27 protein-coding genes are annotated in these 23,018 nt (G+C 70.7%); 16 read left to right on the top strand and 11 right to left on the bottom strand.

Annotated features, from left to right (window positions below; translation table 11 throughout):
- Nucleotides 1-27: 27 nt before the first annotated feature.
- The 5 genes from AAFX79_08780 (at nucleotide 28) to rsmA (ending at nucleotide 4,897) form a co-directional block, all read left to right on the top strand.
- Nucleotides 28-1,494, top strand: a complete 1,467-nt coding sequence (locus AAFX79_08780; protein ID MEO1008648.1) for a hypothetical protein — start codon at nucleotides 28-30, stop codon at nucleotides 1,492-1,494.
- 147 nt (nucleotides 1,495-1,641) lie between these two features.
- The gene (locus AAFX79_08775) at nucleotides 1,642-2,322 is read left to right on the top strand and encodes a GC-type dockerin domain-anchored protein (GenBank protein MEO1008647.1); all 681 of its coding nucleotides are present in this window, start codon (nucleotides 1,642-1,644) and stop codon (nucleotides 2,320-2,322) included.
- A 157-nt stretch (nucleotides 2,323-2,479) separates the two neighbouring features.
- Nucleotides 2,480-3,115 (top strand): GC-type dockerin domain-anchored protein, encoded by a 636-nt coding sequence (locus AAFX79_08770; GenBank protein MEO1008646.1) that lies wholly within the window; start codon nucleotides 2,480-2,482, stop codon nucleotides 3,113-3,115.
- Nucleotides 3,116-3,143: 28 nt separating this feature from the next.
- Nucleotides 3,144-4,028 carry an HAD hydrolase family protein gene (locus AAFX79_08765; GenBank protein MEO1008645.1) on the top strand — a complete coding sequence of 295 codons (885 nt, stop codon included), beginning with the start codon at nucleotides 3,144-3,146 and terminating at the stop codon, nucleotides 4,026-4,028.
- Complete coding sequence (gene rsmA / locus AAFX79_08760) at nucleotides 4,022-4,897, top strand: 16S rRNA (adenine(1518)-N(6)/adenine(1519)-N(6))-dimethyltransferase RsmA (GenBank protein MEO1008644.1); 876 nt, start codon at nucleotides 4,022-4,024, stop codon at nucleotides 4,895-4,897. The genes AAFX79_08765 and rsmA overlap by 7 nt, the downstream gene beginning before the upstream one ends.
- Here rsmA and AAFX79_08755 read toward each other — a convergent pair.
- The 4 genes from AAFX79_08755 to AAFX79_08740 form a co-directional block, all read right to left on the bottom strand.
- Nucleotides 4,849-5,436, bottom strand: coding sequence for a flavodoxin family protein (locus AAFX79_08755; GenBank protein MEO1008643.1), 588 nt, complete (start codon nucleotides 5,434-5,436; stop codon nucleotides 4,849-4,851). The two genes, rsmA and AAFX79_08755, sit on opposite strands and share 49 nt — an antisense overlap.
- Before the next feature lie 61 nt (nucleotides 5,437-5,497).
- The gene (locus tag AAFX79_08750; GenBank protein ID MEO1008642.1) at nucleotides 5,498-5,932 is read right to left on the bottom strand and encodes a globin; all 435 of its coding nucleotides are present in this window, start codon (nucleotides 5,930-5,932) and stop codon (nucleotides 5,498-5,500) included.
- Nucleotides 5,929-6,315 carry a hypothetical protein gene (locus AAFX79_08745; GenBank protein MEO1008641.1) on the bottom strand — a complete coding sequence of 129 codons (387 nt, stop codon included), beginning with the start codon at nucleotides 6,313-6,315 and terminating at the stop codon, nucleotides 5,929-5,931. Before AAFX79_08745 ends, AAFX79_08750 begins: the two co-directional genes overlap by 4 nt.
- Before the next feature lie 15 nt (nucleotides 6,316-6,330).
- Complete coding sequence (locus AAFX79_08740) at nucleotides 6,331-7,452, bottom strand: AAA family ATPase (GenBank protein ID MEO1008640.1); 1,122 nt, start codon at nucleotides 7,450-7,452, stop codon at nucleotides 6,331-6,333.
- A 217-nt stretch (nucleotides 7,453-7,669) separates the two neighbouring features.
- Between AAFX79_08740 and AAFX79_08735 the strand changes: the two genes are divergently transcribed.
- Nucleotides 7,670-8,050, top strand: coding sequence for an RNA-binding protein (locus AAFX79_08735; GenBank protein MEO1008639.1), 381 nt, complete (start codon nucleotides 7,670-7,672; stop codon nucleotides 8,048-8,050).
- 54 nt (nucleotides 8,051-8,104) lie between these two features.
- Nucleotides 8,105-9,058, top strand: coding sequence for a fatty acid desaturase (locus AAFX79_08730; protein ID MEO1008638.1), 954 nt, complete (start codon nucleotides 8,105-8,107; stop codon nucleotides 9,056-9,058).
- Nucleotides 9,059-9,076: 18 nt separating this feature from the next.
- On the opposite strand, the gene AAFX79_08725 is transcribed toward AAFX79_08730, so the two are convergent.
- Complete coding sequence (locus AAFX79_08725; protein MEO1008637.1) at nucleotides 9,077-10,369, bottom strand: hypothetical protein; 1,293 nt, start codon at nucleotides 10,367-10,369, stop codon at nucleotides 9,077-9,079.
- Between the two features lie 148 nt (nucleotides 10,370-10,517).
- On the opposite strand from AAFX79_08725, the gene sucD reads away from it, so the two are divergent.
- Nucleotides 10,518-11,525, top strand: coding sequence for a succinate--CoA ligase subunit alpha (sucD, locus tag AAFX79_08720; protein ID MEO1008636.1), 1,008 nt, complete (start codon nucleotides 10,518-10,520; stop codon nucleotides 11,523-11,525).
- A gap of 68 nt (nucleotides 11,526-11,593) precedes the next feature.
- On the opposite strand, the gene AAFX79_08715 is transcribed toward sucD, so the two are convergent.
- Nucleotides 11,594-11,947, bottom strand: a complete 354-nt coding sequence (locus tag AAFX79_08715) for a PilZ domain-containing protein (GenBank protein ID MEO1008635.1) — start codon at nucleotides 11,945-11,947, stop codon at nucleotides 11,594-11,596.
- A 235-nt stretch (nucleotides 11,948-12,182) separates the two neighbouring features.
- Here AAFX79_08715 and AAFX79_08710 point away from each other — a divergent pair, with 235 nt between their 5' ends.
- The 4 genes from AAFX79_08710 to AAFX79_08695 are packed head-to-tail and all read left to right on the top strand — an operon-like array spanning nucleotide 12,183 to nucleotide 14,803.
- Complete coding sequence (locus tag AAFX79_08710; GenBank protein MEO1008634.1) at nucleotides 12,183-12,593, top strand: DUF4870 domain-containing protein; 411 nt, start codon at nucleotides 12,183-12,185, stop codon at nucleotides 12,591-12,593.
- Nucleotides 12,594-12,641: 48 nt separating this feature from the next.
- Complete coding sequence (locus AAFX79_08705) at nucleotides 12,642-13,571, top strand: sulfotransferase (protein MEO1008633.1); 930 nt, start codon at nucleotides 12,642-12,644, stop codon at nucleotides 13,569-13,571.
- Nucleotides 13,572-13,589: 18 nt separating this feature from the next.
- Complete coding sequence (gene lptB, locus AAFX79_08700) at nucleotides 13,590-14,390, top strand: LPS export ABC transporter ATP-binding protein (GenBank protein MEO1008632.1); 801 nt, start codon at nucleotides 13,590-13,592, stop codon at nucleotides 14,388-14,390.
- Nucleotides 14,387-14,803 carry a PEGA domain-containing protein gene (locus tag AAFX79_08695; GenBank protein ID MEO1008631.1) on the top strand — a complete coding sequence of 139 codons (417 nt, stop codon included), beginning with the start codon at nucleotides 14,387-14,389 and terminating at the stop codon, nucleotides 14,801-14,803. Before lptB ends, AAFX79_08695 begins: the two co-directional genes overlap by 4 nt.
- On the opposite strand, the gene AAFX79_08690 is transcribed toward AAFX79_08695, so the two are convergent.
- Nucleotides 14,800-15,396 (bottom strand): NeuD/PglB/VioB family sugar acetyltransferase, encoded by a 597-nt coding sequence (locus AAFX79_08690; GenBank protein MEO1008630.1) that lies wholly within the window; start codon nucleotides 15,394-15,396, stop codon nucleotides 14,800-14,802. The genes AAFX79_08695 and AAFX79_08690 overlap by 4 nt on opposite strands.
- Nucleotides 15,397-15,411: 15 nt before the next feature.
- The gene (locus AAFX79_08685; GenBank protein MEO1008629.1) at nucleotides 15,412-16,119 is read right to left on the bottom strand and encodes a GC-type dockerin domain-anchored protein; all 708 of its coding nucleotides are present in this window, start codon (nucleotides 16,117-16,119) and stop codon (nucleotides 15,412-15,414) included.
- Between the two features lie 182 nt (nucleotides 16,120-16,301).
- Here AAFX79_08685 and plsY point away from each other — a divergent pair, with 182 nt between their 5' ends.
- The gene (gene plsY, locus AAFX79_08680) at nucleotides 16,302-17,003 is read left to right on the top strand and encodes a glycerol-3-phosphate 1-O-acyltransferase PlsY (protein ID MEO1008628.1); all 702 of its coding nucleotides are present in this window, start codon (nucleotides 16,302-16,304) and stop codon (nucleotides 17,001-17,003) included.
- Nucleotides 17,004-17,114: 111 nt separating this feature from the next.
- On the top strand, nucleotides 17,115-17,360 hold the full coding sequence (locus AAFX79_08675) for a hypothetical protein (protein ID MEO1008627.1): 246 nt from the start codon (nucleotides 17,115-17,117) through the stop codon (nucleotides 17,358-17,360).
- Here AAFX79_08675 and AAFX79_08670 read toward each other — a convergent pair.
- Nucleotides 17,311-18,423, bottom strand: coding sequence for an endonuclease/exonuclease/phosphatase family protein (locus AAFX79_08670; protein MEO1008626.1), 1,113 nt, complete (start codon nucleotides 18,421-18,423; stop codon nucleotides 17,311-17,313). The two genes, AAFX79_08675 and AAFX79_08670, sit on opposite strands and share 50 nt — an antisense overlap.
- Before the next feature lie 147 nt (nucleotides 18,424-18,570).
- On the opposite strand from AAFX79_08670, the gene AAFX79_08665 reads away from it, so the two are divergent.
- Together AAFX79_08665 and AAFX79_08660 are read left to right on the top strand one after the other, a co-directional pair.
- Entirely contained in the window at nucleotides 18,571-20,463 is a 1,893-nt protein-coding gene (locus tag AAFX79_08665) for a hypothetical protein (GenBank protein MEO1008625.1), read from the top strand.
- Nucleotides 20,464-20,536: 73 nt separating this feature from the next.
- The gene (locus tag AAFX79_08660) at nucleotides 20,537-21,382 is read left to right on the top strand and encodes an alpha/beta fold hydrolase (GenBank protein MEO1008624.1); all 846 of its coding nucleotides are present in this window, start codon (nucleotides 20,537-20,539) and stop codon (nucleotides 21,380-21,382) included.
- Here AAFX79_08660 and AAFX79_08655 read toward each other — a convergent pair.
- Together AAFX79_08655 and AAFX79_08650 are read right to left on the bottom strand one after the other, a co-directional pair.
- Nucleotides 21,379-22,530: a pyridoxal phosphate-dependent aminotransferase gene (locus tag AAFX79_08655; protein ID MEO1008623.1), complete on the bottom strand. Its 1,152-nt coding sequence runs from the start codon at nucleotides 22,528-22,530 to the stop codon at nucleotides 21,379-21,381. The genes AAFX79_08660 and AAFX79_08655 overlap by 4 nt on opposite strands.
- A 74-nt stretch (nucleotides 22,531-22,604) precedes the next feature.
- Entirely contained in the window at nucleotides 22,605-23,006 is a 402-nt protein-coding gene (locus tag AAFX79_08650) for a hypothetical protein (GenBank protein ID MEO1008622.1), read from the bottom strand.
- Nucleotides 23,007-23,018: the final 12 nt, after the last annotated feature.

Below are 23,018 nucleotides of genomic sequence, written 5' to 3'. Positions count from 1 at the left end.
AGCCCGGCCACGCTGGAGAGTCCAAAGATGCGGCGAGAAGCGGGAATACTGGCGATCCTGGGCGTCTGCGGGGCGGCCTCGGCGCAGAGCCTCTTCGAGGTCTCGGTCGATGCCGTTGATCCGAGCGTGGCCGACATGGTCGTTGGTGGATCGAGCGTGCCCGACCTGGTCCAGGGCCTGCTCGATACCGAGGGCGCCTTCGCGAGCTTCGAGGGCGAGGCCTTCTCCGCGTCGCTGCGGTACGCCGGCGTGGACGATGCGATCACGTTCACGCTCAGCTCCGACGGCAACACCGCAACGCTCGACTTCGTCGGCCGCGACGAGCCGCCGCTTGTGTTCACCGCGACGGCCGACCAGGACGTCGAGGACCAGATCATCGACTTCCTGGAGCAGAACGGCGGGGACGTCGTGTCGGACTTCCTCAACGAGATCAACGAGCTGTCGCTCGTGGCGGTGACCGACGGCAACCCGCAGTCGACCACGGCGCAGATGGGCTCGTACAAGTTCCGCCGCTTCGGCCAGCACCAGGACCTGACGCGGCTCGAGCGGCGGATTATGCGGGGCGAGGTCGTCGAGCCCGTGATGCCCGGCGCGTTTCGCGCGTCGGGATGGAGCCGGCAGGCCGGCCAGGCCGAGCAGCAGGGTGGCGGGATGCGATCCACCGGGTCGGCCAGCGGCTTCGGGCTCAACGAGGCCGGCACCCGCCAGGACGGGGCGCAGGGCGGCGGCCAGAGCGGTGCGCAGGGCGACCAGGAACTCGACGCCGCCCAGACCGGCACCGCGCAGGTCCAGTGGTTCCAGCCGGGCTCGGACCGCGGGCTGCGCGTGCGGCTGGACGCCATCGGTGGCATCGCGGATGCCGACGGCATCGACAGCGAGTTCATCCAGGTCGCCTCGAGCTACGAGTACCGCTTCAACCGCTTCTGGGGCGTGGCCGCGTCCTTCCCGCTGTCGTACTACAACGTCGAGGACGCCGACGTCTTCCTCGCCGGCGCGCACCTCGACATCCCGATCCGGCTGATCCAGCAGCACGACGGCAAGGGCTTCACCTTCCAGATCACGCCGGGCGCGCTGATCGTCGGCTCGGGGTCGTTCGAGCTGATCTCGGGCGGCCTGTTCTGGGGCGTGGGCGGCACCGCGCTGGCGAGCTACGAGGTCGGCGACTGGATCTTCAGCGGTTCGGGCAGCTTCACCCACTTCGAGTCCATCACGCTGCAGATCGACGAGTTCGAGTTCGATCCCGACCTGTCGCAGGACTTCGTCCGCGTGGGCGGCAAGGCGACGTACGGCATCGGCGACAACGCCTACGTCTTTGCCGGCCTGAGCTACTCGGATTTCATCGATGACGCCGCCGTCGACAACTACCTGAGCCCGAGCACCGGCATCGGGCTGCGGACCGCCAACGGGTTCAACTTCCGCCTGGCCTACGAGGGCGACTTCGGGGACAACTACGAGGCCCACAAGATCCAGGCCGGCGTGCAGCTGCCCTTCTAGAGCGGCCCCGTTCGCCAACCCCGCTTCATAAGCCTGCCCATCTTGCCCGATGCGGCGCCCACCCGCGGCGCTTTCGCGTTGCATCCGCCCATGGTGCTCGTGTAGAGTACGTCGGCGGAGCAATGCGGAGGACGGGGAGGCGATGGCATGAACGCTCGCGTACCGCTCGTAGCTCTGGGGTCGCTCGCCTGCTCGGCGTCGGCCCAGGGCGTCTTCGTGCTGGATTCCTTGCAGCAGTGCTTCGTCCCGCCCGAGGTGCCCAGCATCGAGCTCGACCTGCCGCCGGGGCTCTACCAGACCGTGGCGGTTGGCGATGCCTTCGATGCGTGGAACGCCTGGGGCGGCTCGGTCGACGGCTGCGACGGCGACGGACTGAATTGCACCATGGGCTGGCTGACCGGCCACGCCGTGTCGGCCGAGAGCGGCAACCCGGTGGCCACACGCGTCGACTTCGGCGCCATCGCGGCCACGCCCGCGCTCGCGCTGCAGGAGCCGCGCAGGGTGCTCTTCCGTCGCTGCGATTCCGAGACGCTCTTCCTGGGCGTGGGCGACAGCCACTGCGCCGATAACGTCGGCACGGTTGCCGTGCGGATCGAGCTGGCGGCGTGCCCGCCCGACTTCAACCTCGATGGCGAGCTGAACTTCTTCGATTTCCTCGAGTTCCAGAACCTCTTCGAGGAATCCAACGCCATCGCCGATCTCGACTGCGATGGCGAGTTCACCGTGACCGACTTCAACGCCTTCCAGGCCCTGTTCGCGCAGGGCTGCTCGCCGCCGGTCGCGGCCGAGCAGGGCGACGCGGAGTTCGCGACGGTCGGCCTGCGTTAGCGGGGATCGGGGTATTCGAGATCGGGTTCGCGTTGGCGTGCGTTCGCGGGCCGGCGCGTGAGTCGTCCGCGTTTCTCTCGCTCCTGGGAGGAAGGCGCGTTCCCCGCGGTTGCGGTGCGCCCATTGCGCGCGGGTCGCCCAGCACAGGGAGAACCAGATGCTCGCTCGATCCGCACGCGTTGCGCTGTCCGTCTCGATCGCCCCGTGCGCCCTGGCGTGCGCGCAGGACGTGTACCACCTCGATGCGCGATCGGACTGCTTCGTGCCCCCGGCGCGGCCCGTCCGGGTGATCGATCTGCCGCAGGGGCTCTACCGCACGCTGCCCATCGACGACGTGTTCCAGGCCTGGAACCCGTGGGGTGGAAGCGTGAGCGGCTGCGACGCCGGGGGCTACGGGTGTTCCACCGGCTGGGCCACCAACCACGCGGTGACGACCGCCGATGGCCGCGGGACCGGCCGGTTCGTGGCGCGCGGCGAGGTCGCTATGACGCCCGCGCTGGCTCTGCTCCGGCCGCGGATCATCCTCTTCCGCAAGTACGCGGGGGTGGATCTGCTCATTGGCATCGGCGACAGCCTGTGCAGCGACAACATCGGCGGCGTCTCGGTGCGCGTCGACCCCGTGGACTGCGTGGCCGACCTGGATCTCGATGGCTCGCTGGACCTGTTCGACTTCCTGGAATTCCAGACGCTGTTCGACGCCGGCAACCTTGTGGCGGACCTCGACTTCGATGGCGAGCTGACGATCTTCGACTTTCTCGCCTTCCAGACCGCGTTCGACTCCGGCTGCCCGTAGGCGGGGGTCGCCGCGCCAACAATCCGGCGTGCCCGATCCATCGCACCGATACGACCTGATCGCCATCGACCTCGACGGCACGCTCGTGGGCCGCGCGGGGGCGGTATCGGCCGAGAACGTCGAAGCCATCCGCGCCGCTCGCGAGGCGGGCCTGGGCGTGACCATCTGCACCGGCCGCGTGCTGAGCGAGTGCTACGCCGTGCTCGACGCCATCGAGCAGACCGAGCCCGTGGTGGTCTCGGGCGGGGCGCAGATCGCCTGCGGCCGGGATCGCCGGACGCTCGACGCCGCCGGGCTCGATGCGACGCTCATCGATCGCGTGGCGGACATCGCCCGCGGCCACGACCTCGCGCTGCTCATCCAGAAGGACCGCGACCACGCGGGCTACGACTACGTCGTGGTGCTCGACGGGGACGCCGAATTGCACCCGGTCCTGCAACTCTGGATGGACAAGAAGGCCTCCGACGTCGAGTACATCATCAGCCGCGAGGGGCCCCGGCACGACCTGCCGAGCGTCCGCGCGGTGGCCTCCGGGACGGCGCGCGAGGTCGCGCGGCTGACCGAGCGGCTGGCCGACGAGCTGGCGGGGCTCGCGATGGTGCACGCCTTTCCGCTGAGCACGCACGTGCCCGAGGACGACGAGCCGCCGCACGTGCTCGAGGTCTTCCCGGTCGAGGCCGACAAGTGGTCGGCGCTGCAGCGGCTGGGCGTCCGCGTCGGCGTCGAGCCAGCGCGCATCGCCGCCATCGGCGACCAGGTCAACGACATCCCGATGCTGCAAGGGGCGGCCCTGGGCGTAGCGATGGGCGAGGCGCCGGCCGAGGTCCGCGCCGCGGCCGACCGCGTGACCGAATCCTGCGCCGATCACGGCGTGGCACGAGCCATCGAGCGCATACTCGCGGGCGCGTGGTAGCGGGGCTCCGCGTGCCGCAGACGCTCGCCGAGATCAAGGGCCTGCTGGCCGAGCGCGGGCTGGCGCCCAAGCGATCGCTGGGCCAGAACTTCCTGGTGGACCACAACCTGATCGCCAAGCTCGTGCGGGCCGCGGGCGTGACGCCGGGGACGCTCGTGCTCGAGGTCGGCCCCGGTACGGGCACGCTGACCGAGGCGCTGCTCGATGCGGGGGCGAGCGTGCTCGCCTGCGAGCTGGACGACGGCCTCGCCGTGCTGCTGCGGGAGCGCTTCGCGGATCGCGAGGGATTCGCGCTGGTGCACGGCGATGCGCTCCGGGGCAAGCGGGCGCTCAACACGGAGGTCGCGGAACGACTCGGCGATCGACCGTTCGCGCTCGTCGCAAACCTGCCCTACGGCTGCGCAACGCCGCTGCTCTCGACGCTGCTGCTGCATCGGCCGGCGTGCGGCGCGATGGCGGTGACGGTGCAGAAGGAGGTCGTCGATCGGTTGCTGGCCTCGCCCGGCACGCGGGACTTTGGCCCCTTATCCGTGATCGCGCAGGCGGCGTGCGAGGCCGAACGCATCGCGCACCTGCCGCCGGCGTGCTTCTGGCCCCGCCCCGGGGTGGATAGCGCCATGGTGCTGCTGCGGCGGCGGCCCGAGCCGCCGTGCGATCTCGCGGTGCTGAGCGAGGCGTGCGGTGCGCTGTTCCGGCAGCGCCGCAAGCGGATCGCCGCACCACTGCGCGAGTTGCTGGGCGATGCGGACCCGCCGGAGGGCGTCGCGCCGGGCATGCGGGCCGAGGAGATCGCCGTCGACGCTCTTGCGGCGCTGGCGCGTCAGCTGTCGGCCATGCGGGCGGCCAGCGACGCGATGCGCGAGCCGTAGTGGCGGGCGGTCTCGAGGTCGCCCGGCGGCGGGGCCTCCTCGGGCGAGACGTTTCCCGACTGCGCGAAGGCGCCCAGGAAGCCGCCCATCCGGTTGGGCGTGTCGGGGGTCTGGCCCGCGTCGTCGGACGGCGGCATCATGCCGAGGGTGACCCAGTTCATGCCGTGCTGGGCGGCGAAGACGACAAGGCTGACGAGCGTGTTGAGCTTGTCGCCGCTCAGGCCGCTGCTGTTGGTGAAGCCGCCGGCCAGTTTGTCCTTCCAGCCCTGCTGGAACCACACGACGCTGCTGTCGTCCATGAATCGCTTGAGGCCCGCGCTGATCGTGCCCATGTAGGTTGGGCACCCGAAGACGATCGCGTCGGCCCTTGCGAGCACGTCCCACGGCCCTGCGTACTGGTTGTTCTCGGGCGCGGGGAACTCCTCGACGGCGTGCATCGCGGCGTCGGCGCCGGCGGACCACACGCCCTCGGCAACGGCCTCGGCCTGCTTCCTGGTGTGGCCGAAGCCGCTGTGGTACACGATGGCGACGAGGGTCATGCCGGGCCTCCGGTGCGGGTGGGGCACAAACATAGCCGCACGATTGCCCGGCGGTCGGCGTCTAGCGATTGACCATGAACAGCGCCGTCTGCGTGAAGTACACCCGCAGCTCGCGGTAGGGGTTGGGTTCCAGGCCCATGTCGTCGAGCGAGGCGAACATCAGCTCGAGCCAGCGCTCGGCGGCGGCGTGATCGATCCGGAACGGCATGTGCCGCATGCGGAGGCGGGGGTGGCCGCGCTGGTCGCTGTACGTCGCTGGTCCGCCGAAGCGCTGGATCAGGAAGTCGCGCAAGCGGAGGCGTGCCTCCTCGAAGTGGAGCGTCATGGCCTGGTCGTTATCCTCGTCCACGTCGTGCATGCGGGCGAGGTAGCCGCGGTACATGGGCCCGAGGATGTCGTCGGTCGGGACGGCCTCGTAGAAGCCGCGCGTGAGCCGGTCGAAGCCGCCGGCGCCGAGGATCTGGTAGAGGGTCTGCGGCTGGTCGTTGTCGCTCACGCGGAATCGTTGGGCGGGAGTGCGCCGATCACCAGCCCGCACTCGGGGCACCGCTCGCTGGTCGGGTTGCTGAGGTCGTAGCCGCAGCCCGGGCAGCCGGGCTTCGGTACGGGCACGAGCACCGCGATGGCGAAGCGGGCGAGGAGCAGGAGTGCGACGGCCATGGCTGCCGCGGCGAGGGGCACGCCGAACCAGGTCCAACTGGTGAGCTCCGGCGGGCGGGCGTAGCCGGCGGCGGCCCAGGCGGCCTCCTTGTTGTACGTGGGGATCCGCAGGGCCGCGATGACCATCGCCGCGACGAGCAGCAGCACCGCAACGCCGCGCAGCGCGACGCGGACCCGCCAGCGCATCGCGATGATCTCCCGGGCGGTGGGCGTGGGCATTGCGTCGCGGCCGATCTAGTGGCCGAAGAGGTTGGTCTGCGCGAACATGCCGGCTTCCTCGAAGTGCCGCAGCGCCTCGTCCACCGTGGAGAAGATCTTGGTGGCGGTCTCGGTGATGAAGGGGCTGGGGGTGCGCGACGGCCGCCAGACCACGTAGACCTCCTTGGTGTGCTCGAAGGCGTGGTGCAGCTCGCGCTCGACGCCGCTGGACAGGCCCGGGATGCCGCCGGCCAGCTCGGGGATGTAGCTGACGATCATGTCGCTCTGGTCGATGAGCTTGAAGTCCCGCATGTAGATCTGGCCGTCGATGTCGCCGGCGATGTCGAGCACCTCGCGGGTGCGGCATCGGAGGGGCTCGGCGTCGGCGCCCCCGCCGAAGGAGTGGGGGGCGTGGTCGAAGAACTCGTGGCCGTCGCGGGCGGCCTCGAGGGCCCGCTCGAGCAGCAGCTTCTCGTCGACGTCGCCGGGGTCGAAGGTGATGAACTGCTCGGCCAGCTGCGCGCGGAAGTGGTCGATCTCGGCCAGCACGTCGGGCATGTCCACGACGTGGCTCATCGGGAAGCTGGGGTAGACCTTCCGCATCTCGGGGCGGCAGGCCAGGCGGAACATCGTGCGGACGGTGCTGGCGTGCCGGCCCCGGCTGACGATGCAGAAGTCGCTGCCGGGGACGGCCTGGCTCATCAGCTCGGTGGCCAGCAGCTCTTCTTCGCGCCAGACCATGCAGTCCTTCATGGTGGCGTCGATCTCGTGCTCGCGGTGCAGCCGGTGGTGCACCATCTCGATGTTGTCCACCAGGCAGACGAACAGGTCGGGCTTGAGCTTGGTGATCTGGTCGAAGTCGAAGGCGCTGAACAGCCCGTGCCGCCAGCGGAAGGTGGCGTGGGTGTTTACCAGGATGTTGGCCTGCCCCTGGCTGTCGGCGATGACGTCCTTGAAGGCCGCCCGGCGGAGCGAATGCAGCCTGCTCAGGGGCAGATCCAGGATGCGGCCGGGCCGGACGTCGGGGGCCTCGGCGTACATCGAGTCGCCGACGTTGTAGAGCGAGATGGGTTCGCCCTGTTCGCCGGCGAATCGGGCGACGTCGGCGAGGTAGGCCTTCTTGTCCAGGCCGATCTGGCCGGTGACGATGGCTCGCACGGGGCTCCCTTCCCGGGCCCGCTGCATGCCCGGTCGACGCGCGAGTATACCGGTCGGCGGGCCGGCCCGCGGGCGGTTGATCGCCCCCGGCCCCGGGCTACTGTTTTTGGGCTCTCTCAGGGCCGAACGCGCCCTCGGTGCAGCCCACCGTCGGTCCGACCGCGACTCGCCCTGTAAGTCACTCTCGGATTCGCGATTCAGGGCAGGAGTCTGGTTGGTGAAGATTTACGTAGGAAACTTTCCGTACTCGACGACGGAAGACGATCTGCGCGACCTGTTCGCGCCCTTCGGCGACGTGGCCAGCGTCGCCATCATCATGGACCGCGAGACCGGCCGCCCCCGCGGCTTCGGCTTCGTGGAGATGTCCGATGATCAGGCCGCCAACGCCGCCATCGAGGCGCTCAACGGCAAGGACTACGGCGGCCGGCCGCTCAACGTGAACGAGGCCCGTCCGCCCGCCCACGGCGGCGGCGGTGGCGGTGGCGGTGGTGGCCGCGGCGGCTTCGGCGGCGGTCGCGGCGGCGGCGGTGGTGGCGGCTTCGGCGGCGGACGCGGCGGTGGCCGTGGCGGCGGCGGTGGCGGCTGGGGCCGCGATTAAGATCCAGGACCGGATTCCCACCAAAGGAACAGCATGACCACAGTCCCTTCGCCGATGGCCGACCAGATCGGCCACCGCACGCCCGCACCGCGCGCTCGCGTCGCGGCCGAGAAGCCCGTGCACTACGGCCCGCTGCCGCTGGGTCTTCGGATCCTCAACCTCGTGCTGATCCTCGCGCCGCTGTGCGCCTTCGTGTGGGCGGTGGCCTACGCCTGGGGCGCGGGCATCGGCTGGGTCGAGCTGGCGGTGGGCTTCGTGTTCTATCTAGCAACGGGCTTCGGCGTCACCATCGGCTACCACCGGCTGCTGACGCACAAGTCGTTCCGCACGGGCCGGGTGATGACGGCGATCCTCGGGATCCTGGGCTCGATGGCGACCGAGGGGCCGATCCTCAACTGGGTTGCCTTCCACCGCTGCCACCACCAGCACAGCGACCACGAGCACGACCCGCACTCGCCCCACGGGCACGGGTCGGGCGTCTGGGGCACCATCAAGGGGTTCTGGATGGCCCACTGTGGCTGGGTGCTCTCGCCCCGCCGCAAGGACCTCGGCCGCTACGTGGTCGATCTGGAGAAGGACCCGCTGGTGCGCTGGATCAGCCGCCTGTTCCCGGTGTGGGCGCTGCTCTCGCTCGCGCTGCCCGCGCTGGCGGTCGGCCTGTTCACCATGAGCTGGTGGGGCGCCCTGATGGGCTTCGTGTGGGGCGGGCTGATCCGCGTGGCGATGGTGCACCACATCACCTGGAGCGTGAACTCCATCTGCCACCTCTGGGGCAACCGGCCCTTCGAGAGCCACGACGAGAGCCGCAACAACGCCATCGTCGGCGTGCTGGCCCTGGGCGAGGGCTGGCACAACAACCACCACGCGTTCCCCACGAGCGCCCGCCACGGGCTGAAGTGGTGGCAGTTCGATAGCAGCTGGATCGTCATCCGTGTGCTCGAACGCGTGGGCCTGGTCTGGGACGTGAAGGTGCCCAGCCCCGAGCGGATGCGGGCGAAGGCGGCCTAGCCGCCGCACGGGGCCGGCTTAGCCCCCTCCCCCGAGCGCCCGCAGCACCGCTTCTTCGTCGAAACCAGCGTCGGCTTCGGGCATCGCCTCGCGCTGCTCGGGCGTGAGCAGCTCGCGGATGCGCTCGGCGAGCCGCGCGTCGAGCGCGCGTCGATCGCCGCGCGCCCCCGTAATCCGCTCGACGGCCTTGGTGCGATGGGCCACGAACTCGTTTGGATCCTCGAAGGCGGCCCAATCGAGCTCGTCCAGTTCGCGTTGCCCGGCCGACCAGCGGTCGTTGATGGGGGCGGCCTCGCGCTCGTGCTTGTCGCGGATCGTGTCGATTGCCTCGCGCTGATCGGCGGCCAGATCGGGCAGCGCGAGCGCCGCTTCGTAGACGGCCTCGAATTCGCCGGGGCCGTAGATCTCGGGCCAGAGCGTGCGGTTGTACGCGAGGTTCCACGCCCGGCGGCGTTCGGGGCGCAGCGTGCCCTCCACCCGCCGCCGGAAGCGCTCCGTGGTCGCCTCCATGCCGGTGCCGATGTCGGTGAGCCGCTCCAGGAGAGCGTCGGCACGCTCTTCGAGCTCCTGAATGGCCTCGCCCTCCGGGTTCATGTCGACGCCCATCTCGGCGAGCGAGGCGAGCTGCAAGCGGATGATGGCGAGCATGATCGCTCGCATGCGCTCGGCGTCGGGGGCCAGCCGCAGCTCGTACTCGCGGAGCGTCTCGGCGGCCGGATCGGTGGTCGAGTCCAGATCGAGCGGCGGCTCGAGTCCGGCGGCCAGCGCAACGAGATCGACGAACGTGCCGTGGCCGTCGGTGCGGGCGAGCGCGAGGGCGTAGGTCCGCGTTCGTGCCCGCACGACCCGCGCGTGGGCCGCCTCTTGGCGCGCGTCCATCGCCAGGTCGCCCAGGTCGGCCACGTATCGATCACCCAGAGCCGCGGTGGCGTCCACGAAGTCCGTGAGCGTCTGGATGCCCGTGCGGAAGGCGGCGGGGTCCCGATCGCCGCCGCCTGCGAGGTCCAGGTTCATCGCTTGAAGGGCTTCCATCGCCCGCCGAACCGAAGTGCGGTACTCGTCCATGTAGTCCCGGTATAACGCCCTGCCGGCTTCCCGCTGCGGATCATCGAAGTGCATCAGCCGTTCGAAGAGGGCCGCCGTCTCCCCGCTGATGGCGAGCGCCATCATCTTCCGTGTGATGTCCTCGTCCGCCGTGGACTCCTGGGCGGCCGGTGGCGCGGCGGGGTTGGCGGTCCCGGCACGCATCGGGCCGGCAACGCCGAGCGCCACGACCAACGCGAGGGCGGCCCGGACCTTGGGGTCATTCATGCTTGTCTCCTGGCCATCGGGCCTACGGGGAGTACACGGCCGGTCGCCGGGCCGTTCCGAAGCCGTCCGGGCCTGCACCCGCCCGGCCGGCTCCCGTCGGCGCCCGAACCTACGCTCCGGGCAACCACGCCAGCACGGAGGCAACCCCATGGCCGTCCTCGTCAACGCCGAAACCAGGGTCATCTGCCAGGGCATCACCGGCTCGTTCGGGGCCATCCACACCAAGGGCTGCCTGCACTACGGCACCAAGCTCGTGGGTGGGGTCACGCCCGGCAAGGGCGGCACCAAGGACGCCAATGGGCTGCCCATCTTCGACACCGTCGAGCAGGCGGCGCAGGCCACCGGGGCCGAGGCGACGATGATCTTCGTGCCGCCGGCCTTCGCGGGCGATGCGATCCTCGAGGCCGCCGACGCGGGTCTGCGGCTCATCTGCTGCATCACCGAGGGCGTGCCCGTGCACGACATGGTCCGCGTGCGGTCGGTGCTCGACGAGCGGAATCTCGCCGCCCGGGGGGCCGACGTGAACCCCTGCGAGGATCTGTTCACGCTCATCGGGCCCAACTGCCCGGGCATCATCACGCCGGGCCCGAAGACCGGCGGCGGCGAGAGCGCCAGCGACGCCTACACCAACGCGGGCTGCAAGATCGGCATCATGCCCGGCTACATCCACACCCACATCAGCGACGAGCAGTGCACCACCGGCAAGGCCGTCGGCATCGTCAGCCGCAGCGGCACGCTCACCTACGAGGCCGTCTGGCAGTGCAGCCAGAACGGCATGGCGCAGAGCACCTGCATCGGCATCGGCGGCGATCCGGTCCGCGGGCTGGGGCACGTCGAGGCGCTGCGGCTGTTCCAGGATGACCCGGACACCCACGGCATCCTGCTGATCGGCGAGATCGGCGGCACCGACGAGGAGGACGCCGCCCGCTTCATCCGCGAGCACGTCACCAAGCCCGTCGCCGGGTTCATCGCGGGCCGCACGGCTCCTCCCGGCAAGCGGATGGGCCACGCCGGCGCGATCATCAGCGGCGGCGAGGGCACGGCCGACAGCAAGATCGCGGCGCTCCGCGACGCCGGCGTCGAGGTGGCCGAGAGCCCGGCCGACATGGGCCGCGCGATGGCCCGCGCGCTGGGATTGGAGCTGGCGGCGGTGTAGCGAGCGTTCCTCGCGGCTCGACGCGGGGCGTTTCTTCCATGGAAGTCGACTGGCGGCCGCGGGACGGCCTACGCCGCCGACTCTTCGCGCTGCGAGAGCCAGAGGTGGACCGGACCGTCCTTAGGCAGCGGCTCCATCGCGATGCCGACGATGTGGCCCGCCGACGCGACATAGTCGTTGCGGACCACGCGGCCGAAGAACTGGTTGCGCGTGCCCTTGAGCTCGCCTTCGACGAGCAGGAAGCGGCCGACGTGGACCATGCCCGCCACGCAGATGCCCAGCCCGCCCTGGCTGAGGTCCTTGATGCGGCCGTTGAACGTCCGCGCGTACATGCCCCGCTCGTCGAACTCGACGAGGCTGACGGCCATGTCTAGCGGGAACCGTGGGCGGCCCCGGGTGTTCTGCGTGCGGGAGGCGGCCATGACACCCTTGATTCGGCCGCTGGGGCGGTGCAATCGAGCCTCGGCCGTGAATGTCGACCCAAACGTCCGATGCGGCGACGGCCCGGAAGGGCGTTCGTAATGCGTTTGGATTCTGCGGGCGCACGAAACGCCACGGCGTGGAAACGGAAGGATGCAGAGACGGGTGCGGCTCCGCGGAGGAGGGCGAGGCCCGCGTTGGGGGTGCACGATGGCGGTGGCCGTGGGAGCGATGTACGTGGGACGCGAAGACGCGGCGACGGATCTGTCCGGGGATGAGTCCGATCGCCAGTGGGCGATGTGGGTGCACCTGGTGCCGCTGATCGGGGCCGCCATCACGCAGGCCGGCCCGGTGATCGGCATCGTCTGGTCGGCCATCGTGCTCAACACGTCGAAGAAGGACTCGCCATTCGTCGCGGACCACGCCCGCGAGATGCTGAACTTCTCGATCTCCTACCTGATCTATGCGGTTGTGGGATCGATCATCGTCGGCGCCCTCACGTTCCTCGTCGGCCTAGTCGTGTTCCTCCCTGCGTTGATGATCTTCGGGCTGGTGTGCACCATCCTGGCGGCGGTCGCGGCGGGCAAGGGGCGGTACTACCGCTACCCCATGTGCATCCGCTTCTTCAACGAGCCCGAGCACGACTAGCCGGCCGATGCACGCAGCGCCGCGGGGTTCGGCGGGTATGCTGGGTGCATGCGTGCGCCGGACGTGCTGCTCATCGGGGCGATGAAGGCGGGCACGACCTCGCTCTACGAGGACCTGCGGGCGCACCCGAACATCGCCTTTCCCAACGGCAAGGAGCCGGGCCACCTGCTCCGCGAGGATGTCGGGACCGACTCGGGCCGCCGTGCGATGCACGATCGGATCGGGCGGGTGCGCGACGGCGTCCGCATCGGCGATGCCACGGTGAGCTACGCGATGCGTCCGCACTTCGGCGACGTGCCGACGCGGGCGCTGGCCGTGTGCCCTTCGCACGCGCGAGTGCTGTACCTGGTACGCAATCCGATCCACCGGGCCATCAGCCACCATCACTACGACCTGGCGATGGGGGACTGCTCGGGCGACTTCGATCGCGAGTTTCGGCGCAACGCGTACTTCCTCGACGGCGGCCGGTACGCGTACCAGCTCGAGCCCTGGCTGGCGGCCTTCGGTCCCGATCGGGTGCTCGTGCTGCGCTTCGAGGACTTCGTGGCGGCGCGGGCCGAGCACCTGGATCGGGTGCTGGCGTTCCTCGGCATGGGTGCCGGGGCGCCGGGTGCGGCGGCGGCGGATGCCGCAGAGGGGGCTCGCGGGGCGAAGGTGCACCATCGCACGGCCGAGCTCCGCGTGGCGTCGGGATTGGGCGGGGTGGTGGCGCGGTCGGCGGCGTACCGCCGGCTGGTGCGTCCGCTGGTGCCCGAGGGGGTCCGGCGGCTGCTCCGCCGCGGGTCGAGCCCCGCTCCGCCGCCGCGGCCTGCGCCGCCCTCTCCGGCGACGCTCTCCCGGATGATCGAGGCCTACGAGCCCGAGCAGGATCGGCTGGCGGGGCTGCTCGGCGGCGGAGCGCCGCGGTGGGACCTTCGGGCGACGGCCGACGAATTGCGGCGGAACACCGGAGGCGACCCATCGCACCCGGCGCGATGATCTGATAGACTCCCGGGCGTGGCGCTGCTCGAGACCACCAACCTGCACAAGACCTATAACGGCCGGGAGGTCGTCCGCGGCGTGTCGTTCTCGGTGGACAAGGCCGAGATCGTGGGATTGCTGGGGCGGAACGGCGCGGGCAAGACCACCAGCTTCCGGATGACCATCGGGATGATCGCGGCCGACGAGGGCACGGTGGCCTTCGACGGGCAGGACGTCACGCCGCTGCCGATGTTCCGCCGCGCGCGGCTGGGCATGGGCTACCTGAGCCAGGAGCCCAGCGTCTTCCAGCGGCTGACCTGCGAGGAGAACCTGCTGGCCATCCTCGAGACGCTCAAGATGCCCCGGCCCGAGCGTCGCAAGCGGGCCGCCGAGCTGCTCGATCGCTTCGACCTGACCAAGAAGGCCAAGGAGAAGGCGCGGACGTGCTCGGGCGGCGAGCGGCGGAAGCTCGAGATCGCCCGCGCGATGGTGACCAACCCCAGGCTCATCCTGCTCGACGAGCCCTTCAGCGGCGTCGACCCCATCGCCGTGGGCGACCTGCAGAAGGAGATCCTGCGGCTGCGCGAGACGGGCATCGCGTGCCTCATCACCGACCACAACGTGCAGCAGACGCTGCAGGTGTGCGATCGCGCGTACATCCTCGACGAGGGCAAGGTCTTCGCCGAGGGCACGCCGCACGCGCTGGTCAACAACGAGCTGGTCCGCCGCGTGTACCTGGGCACGCTGTTCCGTGGCGACGAATTCCAGCGGACCGACCCGAAGCCCACGAAGACGAAGCGACCGCGGACGACGTCCGTGGCGGAGCGCACACGGTGAGGCCGGCGCGGGGCCGTGCCTTCGTCGCTGTAGGCATCGCGGGTGTCTCGCTCGCGGGGTGCGGCAGCCGAACGCTGTCGATCACGAGCGAGCCGAGCGGTGCGCTGGTGTCGCTCAACGGCGACGAGGTCGGCCGCACGCCTCTGGAGGTGGGCTTCCGCTACTACGGGCAGTACGACGTGCGGCTGCGGCGTGAGGGCTACGAGCCGCTGGCGGCCAACCCGTGGGCGGCGGCCCCGTGGTACGAGTACCCGCCCATTGACGTCGTGCTGCTGCCCTTTCCCATCGAGACGCGGATCGACTGGCATTTCGAGCTCGAGCCCGCGGCGTCCACCGGCGATGCGCCCGAGGCCCGCGATGCGCTCATCGAGCGGGCGGGCGAGCTGCGCGAGCGGACGGAGTCGGGCGGCTAGATCGGCCGCGCCGGCACGCCCGCGACGCGGGCCGACGGCGGCACGTCGCGGATGGCGACCGCGCCCGCCGCGACCACGGCGCCATCGCCCACCTGCACGCCGGGCGGCAGGACCGCTCCGGCGCCGATGAGGGTGTCGCGGCCGACGCGGATCCCGCCGCACAGCACGGCTCGGGGCCCGACGTGGGCGTTGGCGGCAACCACGGCGTCGTGCTCGATGACCGCGGCGGTGTTGACTATGGCGTGCGGGCCCACGCGGGCGTCGGCGTTGACGATCGCGCCGGGCCCGACGAAGGCGCCGGCCTCGATGTCGGCGCTCGGGCTCACGACCGCCGACGGGTGGACGACCGCCCGTGCTCCAGCGCCCAGCCGGTCGAGCACGCGGGCCCGGGTCGCCACGTCGCCGATGCAGAGGATCCAGGGGCCGGCGGCATCGTGATGCGCCGCGAGGGGGCCGAGGTGGGCGAGCCCGGGCACGCGGGCCTCGAGATCGTCGTCGGCGAAGCCCCGCAGTTCGACGCCCGCGGCGCGCGCGGCGTCGGCGACCACGCGGGCGTGGCCTCCGCCTCCGATGAGCAGCAGGCCGTGCTGCATGCAGGTGCTATCGGCTCACGGGCAGCCGATGGCGAATTCGTTCTGGAAGGCGAGGAAGTCGAAGATCGTCAGCGAGCCATCGCCGTCGAAGTCGGCCGCCGGATCGCCCATGGCGAAGGCGTTCTGGAACGCCAGGAAGTCGAAGATGGTCAGCTCACCGTCGCCGTCGAAGTCGGCGCGGCAGGGGACATCGACCACGCGGATGGTGGCGGTGCCCGAGACGACCTCGAGCGAGCCGATGAGGATCGCCGGCGAGATCACGATGTCCTCGAAGCTGAAGAATCCCACGCCGTCGGCCCGGATGCCCGCCACGATGCGGGCCTCGAACCGCGCCGTAATGCCGATGATGTCGCCCTCGCCCATGAACTCTTCGTCGATGACGTCGAAGGGCAGCGTGCCGGCGGGGTTGTCGACCTCGCCGACCAGCAGGTCCGAGGCGCCGGGCTGGAAGTCGTCCAGCACGTCGCCCAGCGGCGTGGGGTCGGGGTAGAGCGAGCCCAGCCCCAGCCCCCGGCCGCGGACCAGCGCGTCGATCTCATATCCGTAGCGGATCGCGGCGTCGATCATCATCGGGGCGCTGTCGCGGGTGACGGTGGCGCCGTCCTCGATGACGATGCCCGCTAGGTCGATCGTGATCTCGTCGTCGGCCGACGCCACCGCCGCTGCGCCAAGCGGAGCGGCGGCGAGCAGGGCGGCGGCGATGCGGCGGCGTGGGGTGTCCATCTCTCGTGCTCCTCGTGCGATTGGGGATCCGGCGGGACCGCCGCTCCCGATGGAAAGGCTACACCAGGCCGCGTCGATCTCCAAGCCCGATGGGCAGGCCGGTGCCGCGATCGGGCGGGTCCCTGGCCCCCAGTCGCGGCCTGTTCGGCTCCGGCGGGGGCGTGCCTCTACTACGCTGGCCCGTGGACGCGGCATGGGGCATCGCGGGGGCCGTTGCGGGCTACGGCGTGGGCTCGATCCCCTTCGGCTACCTGATTGCGCGGGCCAACGGCGTGGACATCCTGCGGACCGGCTCGGGCAACATCGGGGCGACCAACGTCCGCCGCGTCGTCGGCCGAGGTCCGGGAACGCTGTGCTTCGCGCTCGATGTCGCCAAGGGCCTGCTGCCCACGCTGGGGACGGGCGTGGCGCTGGGCACGCTGGGCCGCCCCGATGCGCCCGCCATCGCGGCCTGGCTCTGGCTGGCGACGCCGGTGGCCTGCGTGCTGGGGCATTGCGCCTCGCCCTGGCTGGGCTTCCGCGGGGGCAAGGGCGTCGCAACGGGCCTGGGCGGGCTGCTTGGCATCTTCTGGCTGCTGTCTGCTGCGGTCGCCGGCGCCCTGGTGGTGTGGCTGGTCACGCTGAGGCTGTCGCGCTACGTCGGGCTGGCGTCGGTGCTGGCGGCGGTCAGCGTTCCGATATGCACGCTGCTCATGCTCGCGATTGCGACCGATGAGCCGTCGACGGGCTGGGCGCCCTACCTCGCGGTGACGTCGGTGCTGGCCGCCTTCGTCGTCGCGCGGCACCGGGGCAACCTGGTCCGGATCGCCGCCGGCGTCGAGCCCCGGGTCGGGGATCCGCCGCCCGCGGGCGGACCAACGCCCGCCGAGGGTTCGGCCGAATAAGCGTTGGACCGGGTTCCGCTGCCGGGTTGTAGGGGCGATCCGGCCCGCCGCGGCATCGAGATTCTCCCCGCGGCGGCGATGTTCGGGGTTTAGAACGTCGATTGAAACACCATGCTCTCGCTGGTGGGAACTAATGAAGCTGGTCCGAACGCACCCCAGGGGTCGCCGATTCCGCCGGCTCCGCCGGCCGACGCGCCGCCCGCGTTGAGGCTGGCGGTCGATGGGGAGCCGCCAGTCGATGCGGTGCAGGCCGCGACCGCGGCGCTCGACCACGCCGAGCGCCGGCTGGCGAACCTCAAGGATTTGCTCAGCCGCTTCGACCTCGACGACGACGACGACGGTCCGCGAGCGGCCTGAGCGAGGGCGAGGACGCGTCGTCCGGCACGATCTCGAAGGTTGCCAGGATCGGCCGGTGGTCCGAGCCGACGTCGCCGAGCACCCGCGATTCCACGCATCGCAGCGCACCCGCGAACATGATGTTGTCGAGGCGGATGCCCGGCGTATACCGGAGCACTCCGCGGTGCGGCCACGTCGAGCCGCGGCCCCGGCCGGCCTCGTCGTGTGCTTCGCGGAAGCCCGCGGCGCGGAGCTCGCGGAGGTGGCCGGTGTTGAAGGGCGCGTTGAAGTCGCCCGCGAGGATGGTCGCGTCGGCGTCCGCCATCGCGCTCCGAGCCCAGGCCGCGAATTCGGGGATGGATCGTCGCTGGTCGGCCACCAGCCGCAGCCGCCGCGGTGGATACGCGTGGACGTTCAGCACGCGGATGAGCCGGCCCTCGAATTCGATTTCAAGATCGATCTGCGGCACGGGGAATCGTGAGCCGATCATAAGTTCGCTCGGGGGCGCGCGCATCGGCAGGTTGGTGTAGGTCGCCTGGCTGAAGTAGGGACTCGCGATGAGCGCCGCGTGGCCGGTCTCGAATCGGCTGGCGAGGCCATCGAGCAGGCCTCGATGGATGGCGGGGTCGATCTCCTGCACGACGACGACGTCGGGGCTCGTCCGGTCGACGAACTCGAGCAGGCGTTCGGCGTCGGCGTTGCCGGCCTGGATGTTGGCGCTGAGCACGGTGAGCGTCGGGCCGCCCGCGGGCGCGGGCGTGGGCCGCACCCAGAGCCACGCCGCGGGCGCCAGGTGCGTGGCTGCCAGCACCACCGCCGCGGTCGCCGTGCGGCACCGCCCCAGCGCGAGCGCGACGGCGGCTACGCCGGTCACGCCCAGGCCCAGGTGGAAGGCGAAGGTCTCCGAGAGCAGGGCCGCGAAGACGATCGTCGACTCGATCCCATCGGCGTCCGTCGGATCTGTACGGACGACCCAGCCGAGCAACGTCCAGAGTGCTGCGGCCAGGACCGCCCACCACGCCAGCACGCCCAGCGTGGCCGCGATGCTGCCGGGGCGCTGCTTGGCGGGGTGCTCGTGGGGCATGGCCAGCTCCTACAGCGTGCCCGGGAACGGGGTTCGGCCGGCGGCGCTGGATTGCGATCCTTATCGGGCCGATGGCTCGGGAGCGTCGACACCGGATAGCGTTGGCCGGCGGTGCGGCCCGACCGGCCGACGCCGAAGGAGCGAGCGATGCGTTGGATGCGCCCAATCGGCCGGCTGCTCTGGATCGTGGCCGTGCTATGCTGCACGCCGGTCGCGTTCGCCCAGGCCGACAGCCGGCTGCACATCGACGCGACCGACCTGCCGAGGCGGCTGCTGCACGCCGAGCAGACCTTCGATGCTGCTGCGCTGCGGAACGACCGCGGCGAGATCCACCTGCGGTATCCGAAGTGGGTGCCGGGATCGCACGCTCCGGGCGGGCCCATCCAGAACCTGGCGGGCCTGTGGTTCGAGGACGGCCGGGGCAATCCGCTGCGCTGGCGTCGCGAGCCGGGCGACGTCTACCAGTTCCACGTGGCGGCGGGCGCCGACGTGGCGATGGTGCGGGCGCGGTTCCGCTACATCACCAACCAGCCCAACGCCAATTCGCGGGGTCTCGACAGCTACGGCGCCGCCGACATCGGGCTTATCAGCCCCAACACCGTGCTGCTGTATCCGGGCGGCGCACGGTCCGACGAGTTCGACGTCCGGTTGAGGCTCACGCTGCCCGCGGGCTGGAGCGCCGGCTGTGCGCTCGAGCCCGTGCCCTCCGATGCGCCCGGCACCACCTACGACACCGTCTCGCTGCGGCGGCTCGTGGACACGCCCATCATGGTCGGCCGGCACCACCGGGTGTACGACCTGAACGAGGACGGCGTCGATGCGCCTCCGCACCGGCTGCACGTGTTCAGCGAGAGCCCCGGCGCGATCGACATCGACGAGCGCGTGCTGGATAACTACCGCCGCATGGTGACGCAAGCCGCCCGCTTGTTCGGCGGCTTTCCGTTCCCGTCCATGGACATCTTGGTCGCGACGACCAACCAGCTGGGCCGCAACGGCCTGGAGCACCTGCGGTCGACGATGAACGTCATCCCGCTGGGCGCCCTCGAGAGCCCGCGGGACCTGGCCGGCTGGGACCGCATGCTCATCCCGCACGAGTACGTGCACGCGTGGTGCGGCAAGTACCGCCGGCCGACGGGCATGGCGACGGGCGACCTGCACACGCCCAAGGGCACCGAGCTGCTGTGGGTCTACGAGGGCCTGACGCAGTACCTCGGCGAGGTGCTCGAGTACCGCAGCGGCATGGCAACGCCCGACGAGTACCGATGGGTCATCCAGGATCGACTGCGGGACTTCAAGCTGCGGGAGGGCCGGGACTGGCGGCCTCTGGTCGATACCTGCTCCGCGTCGTGGACGCTCCGCGCCGCCAGCGCCAACTGGGGCGAGCTCCGCCGCAGCCAGGATTACTACTACGAGGGCGCCGCCGTCTGGATGGAAGCCGACGCGATCATCCGAGCAGGGACGCATGGCGAGCGGTCGCTGGACGACTTCGTGCGGGCGTTCTTCCACGCCGACGAGCCCACCGACGATCCTCATCCATTCGGCCGCGCCAACGTTGTTGCCGCCCTCGGCCACGTCTTCGCGCACGACTGGGCGGGGTTCTTCGCGGAACGCATCGACAACGCGGGGGGCCGCGGACCGCTGACGCTGGCCCGGGCGCTCGGCTACAAGGTTGGATACGCGACCAAGCCGCCGCGGAGCGGCTTCGGCCGGACCGATCCGCTGGACGCGCGCGAGTCGCTGGGCGCATCGTTTACCGCCAACGGCACGGTGCGATCGGTGGTGCTGGGGTCGCCGGCCGACAACGCGGGGCTCGCGCCGGGCGTGCGGGTGCTGGGCGTGGGCGGCTACGTCTTCGGCCGCCAGCGGCTGGCGGACGCGCTCGATGCGGCGATCGTGACTGGCACGCTGGAGGTCATGATCCAGCGCGACGACCGATACGAATCGATCGCCATCGAGTACGACGGCGGACCGCGCTTCCTCACGATGGTGCGGGATGGGTCGAGGCCCGACCTGCTGGAGAGGATCCTCGAGCCGCGGTAGCACGGCGCACGGGGCTGCGATGCGCACGTAGCCCGGCGGAATAGTCCGCCCGAACCTGGAGTTCTGTCGCCGCATGAGCAGCCCAATGCAGCATCCGCGGGCCCCGAGGCACCGCCGCTACGGCGTCGCTGGTTTCGTGCTGCTCGCGCCGCTGCAGGCGTGCTCGCCCTTCGGCGACGCCAACGTCCGCACGACCGACCTGCCGCGGGCCACGCTGCGGACCGGCGACGATCTGGACGTGTCCTACGTCCGCGGCGGTGACGAGGCATCGCGGCGGATCGTGTACGTGCACGGCACGCCGGGCGACGCCGGCGCCTTCGCGGACTACGTGCGCTACCCCATCGACGGCGCCGAGGCCATCAGCATCGATCGTCCGGGCTTTGGCCAGACCGGCGGGCCCGCGCTGTGCTCCTTCGAGCGGCAGGCCGCGGCGATCGAGCCGCTGCTGGTGCAGCGCGACGGTCGCTGGCCGGTGCTGGTGGGCCATTCGCTCGGCGGGCCGATCGTGGCCCGCGCCGCGGCGGACTATCCCGATCGCGTCGCTGCCATCGTGATCATCGCCGGCTCGCTCGACCCCGAATTGGAGGATCCGCGCTGGTTCAACTACGCCGGCGCGATGGTCCGCCCGCTGCTGCCGCGCTCGCTGCGGAACAGCAACGCCGAGATCTTCGACGCCCGCGAGCAGACCGAACTGCTCGCCGGCGTGCTGGATCGCGTCCGCTGCCCGGTCGTCATCGTGCACGGCACCAAGGACGGCCTGGTGCCCTACGCCAACGTGGCGTACATGCAGCGGGCGTTCACGAATGCGGCCGCCGTCGAGACCATGACGATCGAGAAGGGCGACCACTTCATCCTGTGGACGCAGCCGGCGGTGGTCCGAAGTGCTATCGAGCGGGCGATCGAGCTGGCCGGCGATTAAGAACTCGCGACGCTGCGCGCCAGGGACGCGAGCGCGTCGAGGGCCGGCCGCAGCACCTCGGGCTTTGGGTGGCCGAAGCCGACGCGGAGGACCCGGGACTCGTCGCCGAACCAGGCGCCGCGGGAGACCTGCAGGTCGAACTCGGCCTGGCGGTCGTAGAAGCGCCGCACCGCGTCGTCGTTGATGGCGTCGGGATCGAGTCGCATGCAGCAGAGTGCGCCGGCGTCGGGCCTCACCCACGAGAGCAGGCCCTCGACCGTCGGCAGCCACCGTTCGATTGTCGCGAGGCCGGCCGACAGGACGTCGCGCTGGCGGGCGAGGATGGGCTCGCGCCGCTCCAGCACGCGGAGGGCGAGCGTCTCGCACAGCACCGATTCGGTGATCACGGTATTCATCTTGGCGATGCGGAGCCGCTCGTAGAGGTCGGCGTCGGGCACGGTCATCCACCCAAGCCGCAGCCCGGGTGTGCCGTAGGCCTTGGAGATCGATCCACAGGTCATCACCGGCAGTCCCCGCGTCGCGAGGTCCGCCACGCTGGGCTCGATGGCGCCCGACACGCTCGCCTCGCGGTAGGTCTCGTCGACCAGCAGCCACGCATCGGGTGCGGCCCGGTGCAGCGCGGTGGCGAGCGCTTCGAGTTCGTCGCGAGAAAACGCCACGCCGCTGGGGTTCTGCGGCGACGCCAGCGTGACCAGCCGCGTGCGCCCGTCCACCGCATCCAGCACGCGCTCGACGCCGAGCCGATAGCCGTCGGCGAAGCGCAGCGGCACCTCGCGGATGGCGCCGCCCGCGGCCCGCAGCGTGTCCATGGTGGCCGGGAAGGTCGGCCGCAGCACCACGACGTTGTCGCCGCCGCGGCACAGCTCCATGGCCGACAGGAAGAGCGCGAGCACCGCCCCCTGCGTGGTCAGCACGCAGTCGGGGTCGATGCCCCGCTCGCCCGCGAGCTCGGCCCGCAGCTCGGGCAGGCCCTCGAGCGTGCCGTAGCCCAGCGTGACGCCCGCAAGGCCGGCGATCTCCTCGGGCGTGAGCACGTCACCCAGGTCCAAGTCCTGCGACGTCGACTCCGACAGGTTGAACGGCCGGTCGATCTCCATGAGCTCAACGATGCCGTTGCGCTCGAAGCGGGGCGGGGTCAGGGTGGCCATGGGGGATGGTAGAACGCGCAGCGATGAACAGATGCAGCGCCACAGGGGTGGCGAGGGACCGGACTGGCTGATCGTTACTTTGCTTCGTAGAGATAGGGATGCGAGGCGGGGCGGAACCACATCGGCTTGAGGCTTGCTCCGCCACTACCACTGCTTGCCTGGATGATGACCCACTCGCCAACGACGTCGAGTACCACCGCTTGCCGAACTTGCCAACCGTGGGGTGTTGGCATGTTGCGTGGCAGCGAGAAGGTCATTCCGTCGCGGAACGTACCCGGCAGATTCGTGTGCAGCGTGCGCAGCACCTGCTCGCCGTTAGCGCGATCGATGTGCCCTTCAAGCCTCACGGGTGACGTTTCTGGCTGCTCCGCCGGGAGCTGCTCTTGATCAGACCAAGCAGAGGGCATTCTCGCCAGCAGGACTCCTGCCACGAGCCCTGCGATGCACGTTGCAGTCGGACTTGGCTTGTTGGTCACAGCGTGGATCTC

The sequence above is a fragment of the Planctomycetota bacterium genome (assembly GCA_039819165.1).
GTDB lineage: Bacteria > Planctomycetota > Phycisphaerae > Phycisphaerales > UBA1924 > JAHCJI01.
This window is presented reverse-complemented; position numbering and strand designations above follow the sequence as displayed.